Source organism: Gilliamella sp. Choc6-1 (assembly GCF_001690385.1).
Classification (GTDB): Bacteria; Pseudomonadota; Gammaproteobacteria; order Enterobacterales; family Orbaceae; genus Gilliamella; species Gilliamella apicola_A.
In genome coordinates, this window is the sequence record NZ_LZHI01000028.1 from 139,758 (window position 1) to 159,221 (window position 19,464).

Here is a 19,464-nt window from a genome sequence, read left to right on the forward strand (position 1 = left end):
AAATAAAAATAGTAGGTGCCAAGTGAAACAAAGAACATTAAAAAAGACAATTCAAGCAACTGGTGTTGGTCTTCATACTGGCAAGAAAGTTACTTTGACGTTGCGTCCTGCACCTGAAAACACAGGTGTTATTTATCGACGTACTGATTTAAACCCATACGTCGATTTTCCAGTTGATGCAAAATCAGTGCGTGATACCATGCTTTGTACCTGTCTGGTGAATGAAGATAACGTTCGAATCTCGACTGTTGAACATATTAATTCTGCATTAGCTGGGCTTGGTATCGATAATATTATTATTGAGGTAAACGCACCAGAAATTCCAATTATGGATGGAAGTGCAAGCCCATTTGTATATTTATTGTTTGATGCAGGTATTATTGAGCAAAATGCACCTAAAAGATTTTTACGTGTTAAAGAAACTGTCCGTGTTGAAAATGGCGATAAGTGGGCCGAAGTTAGACCTTATAGTGGATTTAGGTTAGATTTTACTATTGATTTCCATCATCCAGCTATTGATAGCAGTTCACAACGCTACCAGTTAGATTTTTCATCTGAATCGTTTATTCGTCAAATAAGTAGAGCGAGAACATTTGGTTTTATGCGCGATATTGAAGCATTACAATCAAAAGGTTTGTGTCTTGGTGGTAGTTTAGATTGTGCTATTGTTGTTGATGATTATAAAGTTTTAAATGAAGATGGTTTACGTTTTGAAGATGAGTTTGTGCGTCATAAAATGCTCGATACAATCGGTGATTTATACATGGTAGGTCATAATATGATCGGTGAGGTAGTTTGTTATAAGTCTGGGCATGCACTAAATAATCTATTATTGCAAGCATTATTAGCGAAACAAGATGCATGGGAGTATGTGACATTCACTGATGAGCAGGCTGTTCCTCTTGCATTGGGGACTCAGCAGCTTGTTTTAGCATAACCTTTTCGATTAATTATTATTTATAAACGCTTCCATTTCTAATGGGAGCGTTTTTATTTTATTGTTAAAGAGAAACTAGCATGAATAATAGTCATTTTTTTGCTCATTTATCACGATTAAAATTGATTAACCGTTGGCCTTTAATGCGCAATGTAAGGACTGAGAATGTGTCAGAGCATAGCCTTCAAGTTGCTTTTGTTGCTCACGCCTTAGCAATTATTAAAAATAAACGATTTAATGGTAAGATAAATCCGGAAAGGGTAGCTTTATTAGCAATGTATCATGATGTATCAGAAGTTATTACTGGCGATCTTCCAACTCCTACGAAATATTACAATCCACAAATAACAGTTGAATATAAAAAGATTGAAAAAATTGCACAAAATAAGTTAATTAATATGCTTCCAAAAGAACTACAAGATGATTTTAGAACACTTATTGATGATGATTATTATGGTGAGTATGAAAAGAGTATAGTAAAACAAGCAGATGTATTATGTGCTTATCTAAAAACAATTGAAGAATTAAGTGCCGGTAATAATGAATTTAAATTAGCAGAACAGCGTTTAAAAAAGACATTATCAGAGCGTAACAGTCCTGAAATGAATTATTTTTTAGAAGTATTTGTTCCAAGTTTTAGTTTATCTCTAGACGAAATAACAATGGATAAATAGAGTGGGGATAAAAATTTTTCTTGGATAATCTCTCTTAACCTTAGATTTATTATGATGCTCTTTTAAGAAAATAAAGTATCATCTTTTAACTGACTAAATTAAAAAGCTATTATTAAAAGGAATAATTGTTGAATGGAATCAAAAAATAATCGTTAGTAATTATTTGTTATTTTGATTGGTTAGTAGTGAGATAAGAACCACGTAATTGCAATTAAATCGGCAGACCCCCCTGGGCTTAGGTTGCGCTTTATTAGCTCATTATCAAACTTATTTAAATTTTGTAATCCATTTGGGTGTGTAATACCACCTTGTAAAATGAGTTGTTTTGCCTGTTTTTGAACAAAATCTAAACCATCGATTCCACCTCTTGAAACTAAATTAGTATCTTGATTATAGGCTAATAGATATAATAGTGCTTGCAATAAACTTGTTTTTTCATCATAACCACTCTTTTGCATGGTTTGAAAGATAGGCAATGAAATATTTCGAACAGTCGCATATCCTGACTCAGCTTCTCCTCTTGCACCAGAAAAGTGATGAAGTTTAAATAATTTTTCTCCAACAGAGCATGGACGATTATTTTTTTTTAACTCATTGGCGACAATCCCTTGGCAAATAGTAGAAACTTGACCACAAATATTTTTAATGTTGATTGGCAAGTTTAACTGTTCTAATTTACCAATTGCACCAAGTAATAATCCAAAAGCAAAAATGCCACCTTTATGTGTGTTTACTTGATTTGTCGCACTAAACATAGCTTGCTCGCATTGAATACCAATAGGTCTAATACCAGCTAAGAACTGTTGATTGTTCAACTGAGCCGATATCTTACCATATTGATAAAAACGCTCAAACCAGACGCAAATAGCTTTAATGCTTTGCACAAAAGTTTCAAAGTCCATATCATTATGTGCACCACTATTATTCATATCAACCAATCCAGGCTTGGGTGATAAACAGATCTCTTTTATTAATGCTCTTATCGCTAATTGTGCATGCAAACATCGATTGTGATCATTGTTGAGTTCTAATTCTAACAATGCTATTTGTTGTGAATAATCACTCATTATTAATGGTTACCTATTTGTAAGATATATAATAGATTTTAGTAATGCTTAATATAAAGATTGCCAATTTATAGGTTTAAAAGAAATGGCCAGTCTTAATACATTAAAATCAATAATCGCTATGCGATGGTGTAGCCAGAACTTCTCTATTACCATTATGACTAGGGGGGCTAATAATGCCTTCAACTTCCATTTGTTCGACAATTCGAGCTGCTCTATTATAACCGATACGAAATTTCCGTTGCACACTAGAGATAGAAGCTCTTCGTGTTTCAACTACAAAAGCCACCACTTGATCGAAAAGTGGATCGAGCTCTTCCTCTAGCATATTTGAACCACTATTATCACTATCATCAGAGGAAACAGTGACATTTTCAATATATTTAGGTATTCCGCGTGCTTTCCAATCTTGTACTACAGCGTGAACCTCTTCATCTCGTACAAATGCACCGTGAACACGAATTGGAATGGAGCTATTAGGGGCTAAATAAAGCATATCCCCCATACCAAGTAATGATTCTGCTCCCATTTGATCTAAAATAGTACGAGAATCAATTTTACTTGATACGGTAAAAGCGATACGAGTTGGTATATTTGCTTTGATTAAGCCCGTAATGACATCCACCGATGGGCGCTGTGTAGCTAGGACTAGATGAATACCTGCTGCTCGCGCTTTTTGAGCAAGCCGTGCAATTAGTTCTTCTACTTTTTTGCCTACAGCCATAATTAGATCAGCAAACTCATCCACCATGACGACAATATATGGAAGTTTTTCCAGAGTCGGCATATTAAGATCCATGCTATCGGTTGGTTTCCAAAGTGGATCAGGAATAGGTCTACCCATTTCTTCGGCTTGCTTAATCTTTTCGTTATAGCCAGCAATATTACGTACACCTAATGCCGACATGAGACGATAGCGACGTTCCATTTCATTTACACACCAATTTAAGGCGTTAGCTGCATCTTTCATATCGGTAACTACTTGAGTTAACAGGTGTGGTATGCCTTCATAAATAGAGAGTTCAAGCATTTTTGGGTCAATCATAATAAACCTGACATCTTCAGGTTGCGATTTATATAAAATGCTTAAGATCATGGCATTTACACCAACCGATTTACCAGAACCAGTAGTACCAGCAACTAATAAATGTGGCATCTTGGCTAAATCAGCAACTACTGATTGACCTGCTATATCTTTACCTAATACAACAGTAAGTGGTGATTGAGCATTTTTAAATTGTGGGCTATCTAAAACTTCTCTGAAGTAGACAGTTTGTCGATTTTTATTTGGTAATTCAATACCAACATAAGGTTTTCCTGGAATGACTTCAACCACACGTACAGAAGGCATAGATAGTGAACGGGCCAAATCTCGATCCAATGTTGAAATACGGGCAGCTTTAATGCCAGGAGCTAGTTCGATTTCAAATCGTGTAATAACTGGTCCAGGCATGTAATCAACTACTTTAGCTTTAACACGATAATCAGACAAACTTTTTTCAATAAGCTCAGACATTGTATTTAATACGGCATGATCTACTTCAATTCGAGTTGTAGATGGTGCTGTTAATAAATTTAAAGAAGGTAACGGTGTTGTTGGTTTGGGTAAAGGTTTATTATCACGTTTTAATAATGGATGAATTAAGCTATCTTCACTGCCCGACTCAAAAGAGGATAGAGTTTGAATGTCGTCAATTACCGGATTTGCTTTTTTTAATGCTTCAGTATCAACGTATTCTTGTTCTTCTTTTGTCTCAATAATCTCATTAAAAATATTTTCTTCTTGTATAAACGGCAACTCATTTTCTATTGCTGATATTTCTTCAACTGGTTCCAATGGTACTGGCGTATTATTTAATTTTATTTCGGATTCGTGATGTGACAACGTAAATAAAGACTTACTTGGAGCATCAGAAATTTTATATTTTTCAGATTCTTCAGAAAAAGATTTTTCCTCTGATGTATTGTGTTGAATTATTTGTTTGATTTGCTCTATAGATGAGGATAATGATTGATCTTGCGTTTGCGTAACATTATGCGAATCCATATTTTTAATAATTGATTCTAAGCGAGATAATATTTCACTAGGATCAATTTCTTTTTTGATTGTGTTAATGTTTAACGGCTGATGTGTCGGTGATTGTTCACATGATTCAAGTAGTTCTGTTGTGGTATCGATTAATTCCTTATCTTCTTCACTTGATCTTGATGTTTCAGAAAGAGCAGGATCAATCATAGCCAAATTATTTAAAGTATTATCATTTTTATAAGCGGTAGTTTCAAACTTTGCTTTTTTATTGGTAGATAATTCTGAATCAATATTTTCTTTTTCAAGAGGAATGGTGATCCGCTGTTCTTCATTTTCTTTTATAGATGTTTTATTGGTTTGATTCGTTTTTTTCGATGAAAGTAGCCACCTGATTGGGGCTAATAATATCATGACAAAAGCACCTAACTTTTCAATTAAATTAATCCATGATAATCCTGTTAATAAAGTGACGCATGCTAAACAAATGCCAAGTAAAACCAGTGACAGAATGAAGTTATTCATAAGTGGCAAAAGATTTTCAACTACTATTGCGCCGAGATACCCCCCCGCCCCAAATTGTTCAGCATCACGGATATTTAATGAAAAAAAACCGGTAGAACTAAATATAAAAGCTAAAACACCTATAATCCGAAAGGATATGCTGAAATAGTTAACAGGATCATTAGCATGTTTATAAAAATGTACTGATAATTGCGAACATATAAATATAATTATAAAGGGTAAGCTATAAGCAATAAAACCAAAAAATTGAAAAAAAATATCGCTAGCATAAGCACCTAAGTAGCCACCAAAATTACTAATTGGCGAGTGCCAAGCTGTACGAGACCAGCCTGGATCTGATGTATTGTATGAAAACTGTGATAAGAATAAGCAAATAGATAATCCTACCATTGTAATTAGGATAAATTGGAAAATAATCTGCTTTTTTGTAATTTTGGGCTTTTTCAAACACGTACCTAAATACTATCTTTATTAAATTTGTTGGCATTTTATCATAAAAAGCTTCTGCTCAAAGAGAGAATACCACTTAAAACCAAATTTATTGTTGGGTTATTATGCAATAGCTAACAAGAAAATATTAAGTATTATGTTGTTTTAGATAAAATATTGTTATTATCTTTTTTTAACATTTTTATGCTGAAAAAAGTTTCACTGCACTAAAATTACATAATAATGTTTTACCTACTATAGATCATTTAGTGGAGCTATTTTCAAGCATTGTTGAAGCAGTATGGAAAGAAAACTAAAATCGACACAATATATACCGATTAAGCTCGTACGAAAAATCGAATTTTATTATATAAAGTGTATATCAATATAGATAATAAAAGTAGTTTAAAGCAGCTCGCAATAGAAAACGAATATTATTTCGAAGCGTTCTGCTTTTTAGTTATAAATTATTAGATGTTAACCAAATGATTCTATCTCTGTTTGTGTTAGCGGTCGATATTCTCCTTCTGGGATATCAACAATTACCTTACCTATTTGTTTGCGATGCAATTGAACAACATGGTTATTAACTGCTGCAAACATACGTTTAACTTGATGATATCGTCCTTCGCTAATGGTCAATTCAGCATGAAAGTCATCAATAATATTTAATTCAGCTGGTTTGGTAAGTGATTTCTCATTTTTTAATTGGATACCATTTTTAAATATATCAATCAGTTCAATACATAATGGCTGTTCAACCGTGACGGAATAGACTTTTTTGCAATGATGTTTGGGTGATGTAATACGGTGTGACCACTTACCATCATCAGTAAGCAGAACAAGTCCTGTAGTATCAAGATCAAGTCTACCTGCTGCATGCAATTTTTCAGGCATCGGTTCATCAATAAAATAAAGTATAGTAGGGTGGTCAGGATCGTCAGTCGAGCAGACATAGCCTTGCGGTTTGTTGAGCATGAAATAGCGTTGAGCTGTAACTTGCTCAATTTGGTAACCATCATATTGAACAATCTGCTCTGGTGATAATTGATAAGCACCTGATTTTATAATTTCACCATCGACAGTCACCTTTTTAGCCTTGAGTTCTTTAGTTACAATAGTGCGGCTAGCGCCTAAGTGATGAGCGAGAAATTTATCTAATCGCATAATTTAAACAATATCCTTGTATTACTCTAGAGGTGTGTATATATCAAAACGGTGATTTTTAGTTTTAATTTCAACCGTCGGTTTTTGATTAGCTAAAAACGGTGCATAATTGGGTCTTTTTACTACAACCCGTTTTTTTGCTAATTTTCTTGCTGGTTCTAATAGGCTATCTGCATCATTATCACTGCCCACTAATTGTTGAAAAATGCGCATCTCTTTTTTGACAAGTGCACTTTTTGGTCGATGTGGAAACATTGGATCGAGATAAATAACATCAGGTTTTTCAGGGTAAGTACTCAATCCCTCAATGCTTGAATGATAAATTAAACGTAACTGTTGCTCAAGCCAACTACCGATTTGGGGATCTTTGTAGGCACGCTGCAAGCCATCTTCTAGCAATGCTGCAACGACAGGATGTCTTTCAAACATAGTGACATGGCAACCGATTGATGCTAAAACAAATGCATCTCGACCAAGCCCTGCTGTGGTATCAAGAACTGTAGGTAAATACTCACCTTTGATACCTACTGCTTTAGCAATTGCTTCGCCACGTCCACCACCAAATTGGCGACGATGAGCCATTGTTCCAGAAACAAAGTTTACGCATATTGCCCCTAGTTTTGGTTCGTCAGTTTTTTGTAACTCAAGTTGATTGTTTTGGGTAACAAGAGCGAATGGAAGATCAGCATGTGTGGATAACCACTGCTCAGCTAATAATTTTAGCTGAGCAAAGTTAGAATTAGTGGATACCATAATGACGAAGTAATGCTTCAAGTTGAGGTTCACGGCCTCGGAAGTTTTTAAATAATGTCATAGGCTCATCGCTACCACCTTGTGACAAGATGTTATCAAGAAATGCATTGCCTGTTTTAGCGTTGAAAATACCTTCTTCTTCAAAACGTGAAAATGCATCAGCAGATAATACTTCTGCCCATAAATAGCTATAATACCCTGCAGCATAACCACCAGCAAAGATATGGCTAAATGCGTGTGGAAATCTTCCCCATTCAACGGTAGGAACAACAGCAACTTGCTTTCTTATTTCAGCCAATGTATTTAATATATCAGGATCTTTTTGTGTATGTAATTTAAAGTCAAAAAGACCAAATTCCAATTGGCGTAAAATAAATAGTGCTGCTTGATAGTTTTTAGCATCTAGCATCTTTTCTAACATATCAGTTGGTAGCGGTTCACCAGTTTGATAATGCCCAGATATGAATGCAAGCGCTTCAGGTTGCCAGCACCAGTTTTCTAAAAATTGACTTGGTAATTCAACAGCATCCCATGGCACCCCATTAATACCAGAAACTGACGAAGTATCAATTTCGGTTAACATGTGGTGTAAACCATGACCAAATTCATGGAAAAGGGTTGTGACTTCGTCGTGTGTAAATAGTGCTGGTTTATCACCAACAGGGCGATTGAAGTTACAAGTTAAATAAGCAACGGGTTTTTGTACATGACCATCAGCAAAACGCATACGACCAATACAATCATCCATCCAAGCACCACCACGCTTATGTTCACGTGCATATAAATCAAGATAGAAACTACCTTTTAACTCACCATTTGCGGCAAAAAGATCATAAAATTTAACTTCAGGATCCCAAACTTCAACGCCTTGTCGCTCTTTGGCTGTAATACCAAAAATGCGATGCACTACTTCAAATAAACCATTAATAACTCGTTGTTGAGGGAAATAAGGACGCAATTCTTCATCGTTGATAGCGTACAAATGCTGTTTTTGCTTTTCACTATAATAAGCTATATCCCATGGTTTGATGTCACTTGCGCCAAAAAACTCATAAGCATAACGTTTAAGATCTGCTAACTCTTTTTCACCTTGAGGTTTAGCTTTTGTGGCTAAATCATTTAAAAATTCGAACACTTGTATAGTTGATTTTGCCATTTTTGTTGCGAGCGATTTATCAGCATAAGTATTAAAGCCTAATAACTGTGCAAGCTCATTACGTAATGCTAAAATTTGCTTAATGATATCAGTATTATCCCATTTTCCTGCATTTGGTCCTTGATCTGATGCACGCGTATTATAGGCTTGGTAAAGTTCAAATCGTAAATCACGATTATCACAGTAGGTCATGACGGGAAGATAACTTGGTATATCTAAGGTTAGTAACCAACCCTCTTTATCTTTTAATTTAGCCTGTTCTTTTGCGGCAGAAAGCGCACTTTCAGGCATGCCAGATAGTTCTTTGATATCGGTAATTAATTTTGACCATCCCATGGTGGCATCTAGCACATTGTTACTATATTTTGAGGATAATTCGGATAATTTTGCGACAATTTCACCATAACGTTTCTGTTTGTCATCAGGTAAGCCAATTCCAGATAATTCAAAATCACGTAATGAATTGTCAACCACTTTTTTCTGTGCTTTGGTTAAAGTAGCATATTGCTCGCTTTCTTTGAGTTGCTTATAAGCTTGATATAAAGGTCTATGTTGCCCAACCCATGTACTGTACTCAGATAGTAATGGCAGACAAGCTTCATAAGCTTCACGTAATTCGGGACTATTTTTAACTGAGTTAAGATGACTAACCGGAGACCAAGCCCGAGTAAACTTTTCATCCATCTCATCAATTGGTTGAATTAAATTGTCCCAAGTATATTGGCTATTTTGCTTTAATACTGTTTCAATGGTATTTCTGCAGTTTTTTAAAGTTTCTTGTATAGCAGGCAAAACATGTTCGGGTTTAATTTGTGAAAAAAGGGGTAATGGTGCATCTGTTAATAATGGATTTGTCATGTAGCGATACCTTTATACAAATGGTGTTGTCTATCGATAAAACACAATATGGTGGCGAAAACAATTAATTCAAGGGATTATTATGCTAAAAATGGTTATAATCCCATCAATTTGCGTTCTCGTTGCCATTCAGTGGGTGTATACGTTTTTATAGAAAGCGCATGGATACGGTTATCATTAATAAATTCTGCCAAAGGAGCATAAATTGCTTGTTGTTTTTTTACTCGACTTAAATCGGCAAATACTTCACCCACCGCAATAACTTGAAAGTGACTTCCATCGTCAGTTAAAACATGGAGATCATCAAGTTCAAGCGAACTTTTTAATTTGTCTATAATTTCTTGTTTATTCATTAGTAATGCTCATCATTAATATAAATGTAGGACTCTTTTGTCAAAAATTTTCAGAAAAACCATGTGTTTTAGTATAAAAGTTAACATTTTTTAAGTATTAATTACAGGTTGTAGATCATATAAGGTAATTAATGTTTGTAGCTGGGGATTAATACCTTTGAGCTTTACATGATATTTATTGCAAAAATAAATTAAAGTTGCGAGCCCTGAAGAATCAACCCGTGGGAGTTGCGCTACATCAATGTATTTTACACCATTTAAAATGGAGTTTTGTGTTGACCATAAATCATTTAAAGAGTGAACATCAAGTTCACCTTGTAAACACAATACTTCTTGTTGTTTTTCTGTTTTTATTCGCGACATTATCACTAGCCTTTTGGTTTAGCGTTTGGGTCTATATTGCGATTTGAAAGTTCATTTAATTGTTTAGTCAATGCATCAATACCATCTCGACGCAAAATAGTTGACCATTCATTTTGTTTGGTGGTGATCATGCTAACGCCTTCGGCAATTAAATCATACGCTTTCCATTCGCCAGTCACTGAATTTTTACGCCATTGGAAATCAATACGCAATGGTTGTTGGTTTTTATTAGGTTGGTTTAATAAAACACGAATAGAGATAAGCGTTTTACCTGTTAAATCTTTTGGTGATTCAACTTGATAAGTTTGGCCATTATACATAGATAATGCTTGAGCAAAAGCTTGTACCAAATAGTTTTCAAAAGCAGCGAAATAAGCTTTACGTTGCGCATCTGTAGCACTTTTATAATAATTACCTAAAATTAATGCGCCAGCATACTTTACTTGTACATAAGGTAATAAATCAGTTCTTACGATCTCTTTCAGTTTGTTAGGGTTTGATTTTAATGTCGCAGATTGTGAATTCATAGTGCTAAAAAGCTTATCAGCAGAAATTTGCATTTCTTTATAAGGATCATTTTCAGCAAATGCTATCGTACTAAATACTAAAGCTAATACTAACACAATCGTTTGTTTCAATTTTGTTAACATGTGAACTCCTTATTCGTCATTTTTATTTTGTGTATCTTGTTGTTTATCTTTATTTGAGTTGCCAACGCCATAGATAAATTGACCGATTAAATCTTCGATGACCATTGCGGGTTTAGTATTATGTATGACAAAACCTTCTTCAAAGTAAGGTGGAATTTTATTTTTTTGCAAAGCGGCGTTGGCTACGCCGTCAGAATCAATATCAAACTCAGTCATTCGATCAAATCCAAGGTTAATATCAATAAATTGTTCGCCTAATAATCCGGATGTTTTAATTGAAAGCGAACTTGAGCTTGGAATTTTGTTGTATTGTGCATCAATATCTATTGTCACATAAGGTTTGTATATATCTTGTTCAGATGAGTGTAGAGTAATATCACTTATACGCCCAATAACCACACCACCAACTTTTATTGGTGAACGTGCTTTTAAACCTCCTATATTATCAAATACAGCATAAACCCGATAAGTGCTATGGCTAGCAAATGATGTTGGATCGGTGACTTTAAAACACAAAAATAGCACTGAGCAAATAACTAGCAACATAAATAATCCAACGGTAATTTCAACTTTACGATTCATCTCTATGACCTCAATGACTAAACATTAATGCGGTTAAAATAAAATCTAACCCCAAAATAACTAATGATGAATAAACAACGGTATTTGTTGTTGCTCGGCTAATTCCCTCTGATGTTGGTACGCAATCATAACCGTTAAACAGTGCAATCCAAGTGCTAGCAATGGCAAATGCAAAGCTTTTAACAAAACAGTTTCCTAAGTCGTGCCACCAATCTACATTGCTTTGAATTGATGACCAAAAAAATCCCGAATCAATACCTTTCCAATCAACACCAACCAACATACCACCTAAAATGCCAACTGCAACAAAAATAGCTGTTAGAAACGGCATGCAAAAAAATCCAGCCCAAAAACGTGGCGCAATGATTCGTCTTAATGGATCAACTGCCATCATTTCTAAACTTGATAATTGTTCAGTTGCTTTCATTAAACCGATTTCAGCCGTTAAAGCAGAGCCAGCACGACCAGCAAAAAGTAGCCCTGCAACAACAGGACCTAGCTCACGAAGTAGCGCAAGGGCAACCATCATCCCTAAACTTACTTCGGCCCCAAAGGTAGTTAGAATAAAATAACCTTGTAAGGCCAAAACCATGCCAATAAAAAGACCTGATACAATAATAATAGTTAAGGATTGAACGCCAACAAAGTAAAATTGTTTAATCAGTAAAGGAAACTGTTTTTTAAATTGTGGTTTACCAATTAATGCCCCAAAAAGCATAACGCAAGAACGACCTATCATCGCAATAATATTAATAATCCATTGTCCTAATTTTGCCAGTAAATTTAACATTATTTTGTACCTCTGCTTAGGTCTAATTTGTAATCTTCAGCAGGATAATGAAAAGGCACAGGACCATCTGCCAAGCCGTCAAGAAACTGTTTTACTCGTAAATCATCATTATCACGCAATTGTTGCGATGTGCCACCGGCAATAATATGTTGCTCAGCAACAATATAAGCATAATCGGCAATACTTAACACTTCGTTTACATCGTGGCTGACAACAATGCAGGTTAACCCTAATGATTGGTTAATTTCAGATATCAGTTTAACAATAACTCCCATTGAGATAGGGTCTTGCCCCGCAAAAGGTTCGTCAAACATAATTAGATCAGGATCAAGCGCAATAGATCGAGCTAAAGCTGCTCGCCTTGCCATACCACCTGAAAGTTCCGAAGGCATCATTTTTGCGGCACCTCGTAAACCAACAGCTTGTAATTTCATTAAGACCAAATTATGCAATATTGGCTCAGGCAATTTGAAGTGTTCGCGTAATGGATAGGCAACATTATCAAATACATTTAGATCAGTAAATAAAGCCCCCGATTGGAATAACATGCTCATGCGTTTGCGTACTTCATAAAGTCGGGAGCGAGACATATTTGAAATGTCTTCACCATCAAATAAAATTTTTCCTGACTGCGCTTTTAATTGTCCACCAATGAGCCTTAGTAGTGTGGTTTTACCTATACCTGAAGGTCCCATGATTGCTGTCACTTTTCCTTTAGGGACATTCAAACTCATATTTTTATAAATAGGTCGCGTTCCACAATAAAATGACATATCGTGAATTTCGACTAAATTTTGCTGTAATGTGTTTGTCACAGTGATTTCCTACACGACCAAAATTACGATTGTTTTTATTCTACTTGATATTTTTCAATAAGGAAATCAATTAAAGATATTGTCTATTTATGGATTATTTACAAGCTCAATAAGTTGATAACTTATCCAATATTTATATTTAACGATATAACTAACTTTAAATATTTTGCTTCTTATTTAGTTTTTAAGTTAGAACCCTAAATTACGTTATTTATGGTAACCGTCAAAAAGAGCTACACCTTTTCCTTTTTATATTAAGGAAGACTTATGTAGGATACCAATAGGTAATTTTATTCGTGTCTTGCTTTACGAGCTAAGTAGTTTCCTGTACTTTGTACCAATTGGATGAAGATAATTAGAATAACCACACAAATATAAGTGACTGTATTATCAAAACGTTGATAGCCGTATGACACAGCTAAATCACCAATACCTCCAGCACCAATGGCACCAGCCATAGCCGTAGCCCCAATTAAACCTATGGTCGCAGTTGTAAGAGTTAAAATTAAAGAACTAAATGCTTCTGGCAACATAAAATACCAAATAATTTGTGTTGGCGTTGCTCCCATTGATTGAGCCGCTTCAATAATACCACTATTCACGTCAAGTAATGAATTTTCAACTAATCTAGCAATGTAAGGAGCAACATAAAATGTTAACGGAACAATTGCTGCTATAGTGCCAATAGAGCTATTTACAATGGCCTTTGTTAAAGGTTGGATAGCAACTAATAAAATAATAAAAGGCAATGAGCGAACTATATTAATAATCGGGTTGATAATACGAAACACTCGACGATTTTCTAATAGTCCATAAGGTCTTGTTGTAACTAAGCAAATACCAAGTGGAATTCCGATTAATGAACCTAAAATTAAGGAGAAAACTACCATAATCAGGGTGTCATAGGATGCTTGAACAAATTGTTCAGTGGTTACTGATGTTGCAAAGAAAGAGACCAAATAGTCGATTATAGTATTAAATATTTCCATTTTTACTCATCTCCCAATGTTTAATTTCAGTGACTTGCACACCGCACTCACGTAAGTAATGTACTGATTCTTTGATATTACTATCGTTACCTTTTAGTTGAACAAACATACTACCTAAAACTGTTTTTTCGATTTCTGACATATGGGCAAACAAAATATTGACGATAACTTTTTGTTGCAGTATAAGTGAATTCATCACGGGTTCTGACGCAGATCGTCCTAAGAATTCGAGCTTAAATAATTTAATATTGTCTTTTTTACCTTCTATTTCTAACAAATTTTCCACAACACCATTTGGAATTTGATCGTTGATCACTGAGCTAACAAAATTTTGAGTAGTTTGGTGTTTTGGTTGTCCAAATACGTCAAGTACGTTACCTTGTTCTATAATTTTTCCTTTTTCCATTACTGCAACTTTATGGCAAATTTGTTCAATTACATGCATTTCGTGAGTAATTAACACGACTGTTATTTTATATTTTTGATTGATTTTTTTGATTAAATCTAAAATAGCTTGAGTGGTTTGTGGATCAAGTGCTGAAGTTGCTTCATCGCATAATAAAATATCAGGATCGTTGGCTAATGCCCGAGCGATACCAATGCGCTGTTTTTGTCCACCAGATAGCTCTTTGGGATAGTTGTTGGCTTTATCACTTAATCCAACAAATTCCAAAAGTTCATAGACTTTTTGTTTAATCGAATGTTTATCTTTTTTGATTAAAATTAAAGGAATAGCAATATTTTCAAATACGGTTTTTGATTCAAGCAAATTAAAATGCTGAAAAATCATACCAATTTTTTGGCGTATTTGACGTAATTCAGCACTAGTTAATTGATTTAATACTTTATTTTGAATAATAACATTGCCTTGAGTTGGCTTTTCAAGAAAATTAATTAAGCGCACTAAGGTGCTTTTACCTGCACCACTGTAACCAATAATGCCGTAAATATCCCCTTTACTGATGGTTAAATTAATATCGTTTAAAGCTTGTGTTGTGACGCCATTTCTTTCATATTGTTTTGAGGCATGTTCAAATTTAATCATTATTCATCGCCTATTTATTTTCTTTTAGTTGAATAAGTGCTTGCTTAGCCAATTTGGATAAATTATTTCTTGTAGGTGTTTGGCATATTCAAAGATTGACAATAATTAATGTATCTAACGGTATCACAGGTTAAATTATTGCTCTAATAATCGTTTTTTATATCTTATTCCATATAGTTATAAGATAGAATTACTTGGAATAAATGAACGCTTTTTTCTGTGCTAGAGTGTATTTTATGCTTTAACGCTTAATGTTTATAGAGGATAGCTGAAATGAAAAATGCGTTTATCAAGCAAAAAATATTTAAATACGTATCAATCGCTTTCGTTGCTAGTTCAGCATTTTTGGCCATTGGTTGTGATAATTCGTCTAAACAAGTCGATAATCAGACAAAAAAAGAAATTAGCATGGGCGTATCACCAGGTCCATATAACGATCTTTTTAATGAAGCTGTTAAACCCATACTTGAATCAGAAGGTTATAAGGTTAAATTAGTGAATTTTCCGCATTTACTTGAATCAGATGTAGCTTTAAGTGAAGGTAGTATTGATTTAACCGTTGCACAGCACACAGCTTATATGAATGTGTTTAATGCCCAGCGTAAAGCAAATTTAAAACCAGTTGTACATGTACCATCGGTACCTGCGGCAATATTTTCACATAAGTTCACCTCATTAACGCAAATTTTTTCAGGAGCAAAAGTTGCTATTCCACAAGATGCTTCTAATGCAGCTCGTTCATATAATCTGCTGGAAAAAGCTGGTTGGATAAAATTAAAAAATAATACAAATCCTATTATTGTTAATAAAAATGATATTGCTCAAAATATAGCAGGTATTGAAATTATTGAAATGGATTCGGCCAATATCCCTAGAGTGCTTAATGAATTAGATTTTGCGGTAATTCCAGGTAGCATTGTTTATTCTGCTAATATTGACTCGAACAAAGCATTACTTTCTGAAACCATCATTCCTGACTTAGAAATTATGGTTGTAGTGAATGAAGGAAACGAAAATAGTCGATGGGCTCAAGATGTGAAGCGTATTTATCAATCTCAACAATTTAAAGATTATATGAAAACGCATAACCAAAATGGTTATTGGGTGATGCCTCAAGAATAAGCAATAGCAAGGTAAAGTTATAAAGAAACGCCCGTTTTATTACGGGCATTTTAGTACCTTATCATCTGTTTATCAACCGTTAACGCCCAAGCATCAATCCCCCCTGTAAGATTATAGAGAAAGTTAGGATCAAACCCGTTTTCTGCTAAATAATGAGCAACAGTTAGGCTACGTCTGCCGTGATGACAATAAATAACAATATCGATTTCATCTGGGATTTTATCTAGATATAAAGGGATCATATTCATTGGAATATGAATTGCGTTGCTAATACTGCAAATGGCTATTTCATTGGGTTCTCGTACATCGAGCAGAAATAGATTATTTTGCTGATTTAATTTTTGTGCAAGTTCTGTGGGAGCGATTTCTTTTATTGTCATTATTTAAAACTTATTAAAGTGATTGTAAAAAAGTTTCAGGAAACTATACGTTTTAGTATAAAACTTTAATTTTAAATTTATTAATGGCACCCTGCAACGATATTGCAGGATGCTATTTCCTACTTAGTCTTCTAGTGCCTTGTTAATTTTTTCAAATAAATCTTTAGATAAATTTTCAATTTTTAGCAATGCTTCAAGTGCTTTTTGCATTTGTTGTTGACGCTTTTTGTCATAACGTTTTAATCGAATTAGAGGATCGATAAGCCTTGCTGCAACTTGCGGGTTTTTTTGGTTTAATTCAGTAAGAATCTCAACTAAAAATTGATAACCACTGCCATCTTCAGCGTGAAATGCCACAGGGTTATTATTTACAAATGCTCCAATTAATGCACGGATCCGATTTGGGTTACTGAGTGTAAATGAGCGGTGAGTTAATAATTTTTTCACGGTAGCAAGAACATTCTTTTCTGGGCTTGTTGCGTTTAGTGCTAACCATTTGTCCATAACAAGTCCATCTTGATGCCATTTGTCATCAAAGTTAGCCAATAACTCAGTTCGACAATCAAGTTCAGCTTTTACAGCTACACTTAAGGCGGCTAAACAATCAGTCATATTATTTGCTTGATAATATTGTTGGTTAACCAATGTATTGGCGTACGAATTATCATCGGCATGAGCTAATAAAGTTAAACAACAGTTTTTAAGTGACCGCTTAGCAATATCGTTATGTTTAATTTGATATTGTGATGTTTTATTGTGGTGATAAACGGCTAATAATTCATCATAAAGTTCGTTTGCAAAATGAGTTAACAAAAATAGACGCACTTGATGAATTGCAATTGGATCAACCACAGTAAATAAATTTGCCAACTCATTTTCAGATGGCAAGGTTAATATTTGTGCAATAAGGAAAGGGTCAGTTTTTTCTGATAACAATACGGCTCTAAATGCATCTAATACTGAATCAGGCAACATTAAATTTTGATTTTCTTGATAATTTTTCACATTCAAGCGAACATATTTTGCTAATAACATTTGAGCTGCATCGTAACGGCTAAATGCGTTAGTAGCGTGTTGCATTAAGAAAATAAGATCATTATCTTGATAATCATAAGTTAACTTAACAGGTGCTGAAAAATCACGTAGTAATGAAATGATTGGTTTTTGAGTTACGTTATCAAAGATAAATTGTTGTTTGTTTTTTGTTAAATTTAAAACATGGTGAACAGGTTTGCCTTGGTATTGTAGTGGAATTATTTCACCATTATGTTGATATAACTCGATATCAAGTGGGATATGCAAAGCCTGTTTTTGTGCTTGATCTTGAGTAGCTGGTGTATATTGTTCTACTGTTAAAGTATATTGTTGATTTTTCTCGTCATAATTATCGGTAACGGTTAATTCAGGTGTTCCTGATTGGCTATACCATAATTTAAATTGAGTTAAATCGATACCTGAGGCATCTTGCATGGCTGCAACAAAATCATCACAAGTTGCGGCACTACCATCATGGCGTTTAAAATAAAGTTTCATCCCTGCTTGGAATTTATCTTCTCCTAATAAAGTATGCATCATACGAATAACTTCAGCGCCTTTTTCATACACGGTGACTGTGTAAAAGTTATTCATTTCTATTACTTGTTCAGGCCGAATAGGGTGAGACATTGGGCTAGCATCTTCGGCAAATTGAACGGTGCGCAAAAGTTTGACATCCTCAATGCGTTTTACTGCACGAGATCCCATATCAGCGCTAAATTCCTGATCTCGAAATACAGTTAATCCTTCTTTTAAACTAAGTTGGAACCAGTCGCGACAGGTTACCCGATTACCAGTCCAGTTGTGAAAATATTCATGACCAATTACACCTTCAATACCTAGATAGTCATCATCTGTTGCTGTTTGAGGTTTGGCAAGCACATATTTTGAATTAAAGATATTTAATCCTTTGTTTTCCATTGCTCCCATATTGAAAAAATCAACCGCTACAATCATAAAGATATCTAAGTCGTATTCAAGCCCAAAACGTGTTTCGTCCCAACGCATGGCATTTTTTAAGCTTGTCATTGCCCACTGCGACCGATCTAAATTACCTTTATCAACGTAAATTTCTAAATCAACTTTCCGTTTTGATTGCGTGATAAACTGATCTTTTAAAATATCAAAATCACCAGCAACTAATGCAAATAAGTAAGCCGGTTTTGGAAAAGGATCTTGCCATTGTACCCAATGACGTCCATCGGCAAGTTCGCCTTGCGCTATGCGATTACCGTTCGAAAGTAGATAAGGATAATGTTGTTTATTCGCGGTAATACGTGTTGAAAAGCATGCAAGAACGTCAGGTCTGTCAAGATAATAAGTAATATGACGGAATCCTTCTGCTTCACATTGAGTACAAAGCGCATTGCCTGATACATATAAACCTTCAAGGGCTGTATTATCAATTGGTTTGATTTCATTAACAATTGTTAAGGTAAATTCGGTAGGAACGCCTTGGATGATTAACCCGCTTGCTGTAATCTGATAATTATGCCATGGTTGTTCGTCAATATTAACAGAAATCAATTTAAGGTCTTCACCATCTAAAATTAAATTGTCCGCTTCATTATTTTTTTTAACAACACGGCTGCGAGCTGTGACGGTTGTTATTTCGGGTGCTAAATCAAAATCAAGATCAATGTTGGTAATAGTAAAATCAGACGCTTTATAATCAAGACGATTTTTGGCAATAGGTTGCGACTCAGGCGTTTTTGTATTCATATTTTTATGACCTTTTGGTTGGTACT

At 34.6% G+C, this 19,464-nt stretch carries 18 protein-coding genes; 3 read left to right on the top strand and 15 right to left on the bottom strand.

The features are described from left to right. Positions 1-22: 22 nt before the first annotated feature. Positions 23-937, top strand: coding sequence for a UDP-3-O-acyl-N-acetylglucosamine deacetylase (gene lpxC / locus A9G36_RS04100; protein WP_065585427.1), 915 nt, complete (start codon positions 23-25; stop codon positions 935-937). Positions 938-1,017: 80 nt separating this feature from the next. Next, a complete protein-coding gene (yfbR, locus tag A9G36_RS04105) occupies positions 1,018-1,611 on the top strand; it encodes a 5'-deoxynucleotidase (RefSeq protein WP_065576012.1) in 594 nt (197 codons plus the stop codon). Positions 1,612-1,790: 179 nt separating this feature from the next. Here yfbR and citG read toward each other — a convergent pair whose 3' ends face one another. The 13 genes from citG to A9G36_RS04170 form a co-directional block, all read right to left on the bottom strand. Then, a complete protein-coding gene (citG, locus tag A9G36_RS04110; protein ID WP_081295229.1) occupies positions 1,791-2,678 on the bottom strand; it encodes a triphosphoribosyl-dephospho-CoA synthase CitG in 888 nt (295 codons plus the stop codon). 109 nt (positions 2,679-2,787) lie between these two features. Then, complete coding sequence (locus A9G36_RS10485) at positions 2,788-5,676, bottom strand: DNA translocase FtsK 4TM domain-containing protein (protein ID WP_065585428.1); 2,889 nt, start codon at positions 5,674-5,676, stop codon at positions 2,788-2,790. A gap of 459 nt (positions 5,677-6,135) precedes the next feature. After that, on the bottom strand, positions 6,136-6,825 hold the full coding sequence (gene rsuA / locus A9G36_RS04120) for a 16S rRNA pseudouridine(516) synthase RsuA (RefSeq protein ID WP_065585429.1): 690 nt from the start codon (positions 6,823-6,825) through the stop codon (positions 6,136-6,138). A 21-nt stretch (positions 6,826-6,846) separates the two neighbouring features. Then, positions 6,847-7,578: a class I SAM-dependent methyltransferase gene (locus A9G36_RS04125; protein WP_065585430.1), complete on the bottom strand. Its 732-nt coding sequence runs from the start codon at positions 7,576-7,578 to the stop codon at positions 6,847-6,849. Then, a complete protein-coding gene (prlC, locus tag A9G36_RS04130) occupies positions 7,565-9,592 on the bottom strand; it encodes an oligopeptidase A (protein ID WP_065568620.1) in 2,028 nt (675 codons plus the stop codon). The genes A9G36_RS04125 and prlC overlap by 14 nt, the downstream gene beginning before the upstream one ends. Positions 9,593-9,687: 95 nt before the next feature. Continuing rightward, positions 9,688-9,945 carry a BolA family protein gene (locus A9G36_RS04135; RefSeq protein ID WP_034944245.1) on the bottom strand — a complete coding sequence of 86 codons (258 nt, stop codon included), beginning with the start codon at positions 9,943-9,945 and terminating at the stop codon, positions 9,688-9,690. A 90-nt stretch (positions 9,946-10,035) separates the two neighbouring features. Next, positions 10,036-10,308: an STAS domain-containing protein gene (locus A9G36_RS04140; RefSeq protein WP_034944243.1), complete on the bottom strand. Its 273-nt coding sequence runs from the start codon at positions 10,306-10,308 to the stop codon at positions 10,036-10,038. Between the two features lie 5 nt (positions 10,309-10,313). After that, on the bottom strand, positions 10,314-10,958 hold the full coding sequence (gene mlaC / locus A9G36_RS04145; protein WP_034944241.1) for a phospholipid-binding protein MlaC: 645 nt from the start codon (positions 10,956-10,958) through the stop codon (positions 10,314-10,316). A 9-nt stretch (positions 10,959-10,967) separates the two neighbouring features. After that, entirely contained in the window at positions 10,968-11,540 is a 573-nt protein-coding gene (gene mlaD, locus A9G36_RS04150; RefSeq protein WP_034944238.1) for an outer membrane lipid asymmetry maintenance protein MlaD, read from the bottom strand. A gap of 10 nt (positions 11,541-11,550) precedes the next feature. After that, complete coding sequence (mlaE, locus tag A9G36_RS04155; RefSeq protein WP_141670303.1) at positions 11,551-12,330, bottom strand: lipid asymmetry maintenance ABC transporter permease subunit MlaE; 780 nt, start codon at positions 12,328-12,330, stop codon at positions 11,551-11,553. Next, positions 12,330-13,145 carry a phospholipid ABC transporter ATP-binding protein MlaF gene (mlaF, locus tag A9G36_RS04160; RefSeq protein WP_065585431.1) on the bottom strand — a complete coding sequence of 272 codons (816 nt, stop codon included), beginning with the start codon at positions 13,143-13,145 and terminating at the stop codon, positions 12,330-12,332. Before mlaF ends, mlaE begins: the two co-directional genes overlap by 1 nt. A 290-nt stretch (positions 13,146-13,435) precedes the next feature. After that, positions 13,436-14,035, bottom strand: a complete 600-nt coding sequence (locus A9G36_RS04165) for a methionine ABC transporter permease (protein ID WP_442902651.1) — start codon at positions 14,033-14,035, stop codon at positions 13,436-13,438. Between the two features lie 85 nt (positions 14,036-14,120). Continuing rightward, positions 14,121-15,179: a methionine ABC transporter ATP-binding protein gene (locus A9G36_RS04170; protein WP_034944229.1), complete on the bottom strand. Its 1,059-nt coding sequence runs from the start codon at positions 15,177-15,179 to the stop codon at positions 14,121-14,123. 273 nt (positions 15,180-15,452) lie between these two features. On the opposite strand from A9G36_RS04170, the gene A9G36_RS04175 reads away from it, so the two are divergent. Continuing rightward, positions 15,453-16,301, top strand: coding sequence for a MetQ/NlpA family ABC transporter substrate-binding protein (locus A9G36_RS04175; RefSeq protein ID WP_065568623.1), 849 nt, complete (start codon positions 15,453-15,455; stop codon positions 16,299-16,301). A gap of 50 nt (positions 16,302-16,351) precedes the next feature. Here the strand turns inward: A9G36_RS04175 and A9G36_RS04180 are convergent, their stop codons facing one another. Both A9G36_RS04180 and pepN read right to left on the bottom strand, forming a co-directional pair. Next, positions 16,352-16,681: a rhodanese-like domain-containing protein gene (locus A9G36_RS04180; protein ID WP_065568624.1), complete on the bottom strand. Its 330-nt coding sequence runs from the start codon at positions 16,679-16,681 to the stop codon at positions 16,352-16,354. Positions 16,682-16,804: 123 nt separating this feature from the next. Continuing rightward, positions 16,805-19,438 (bottom strand): aminopeptidase N, encoded by a 2,634-nt coding sequence (pepN, locus tag A9G36_RS04185; RefSeq protein ID WP_065585432.1) that lies wholly within the window; start codon positions 19,436-19,438, stop codon positions 16,805-16,807. Between the last annotated feature and the right edge of the window lie 26 nt (positions 19,439-19,464).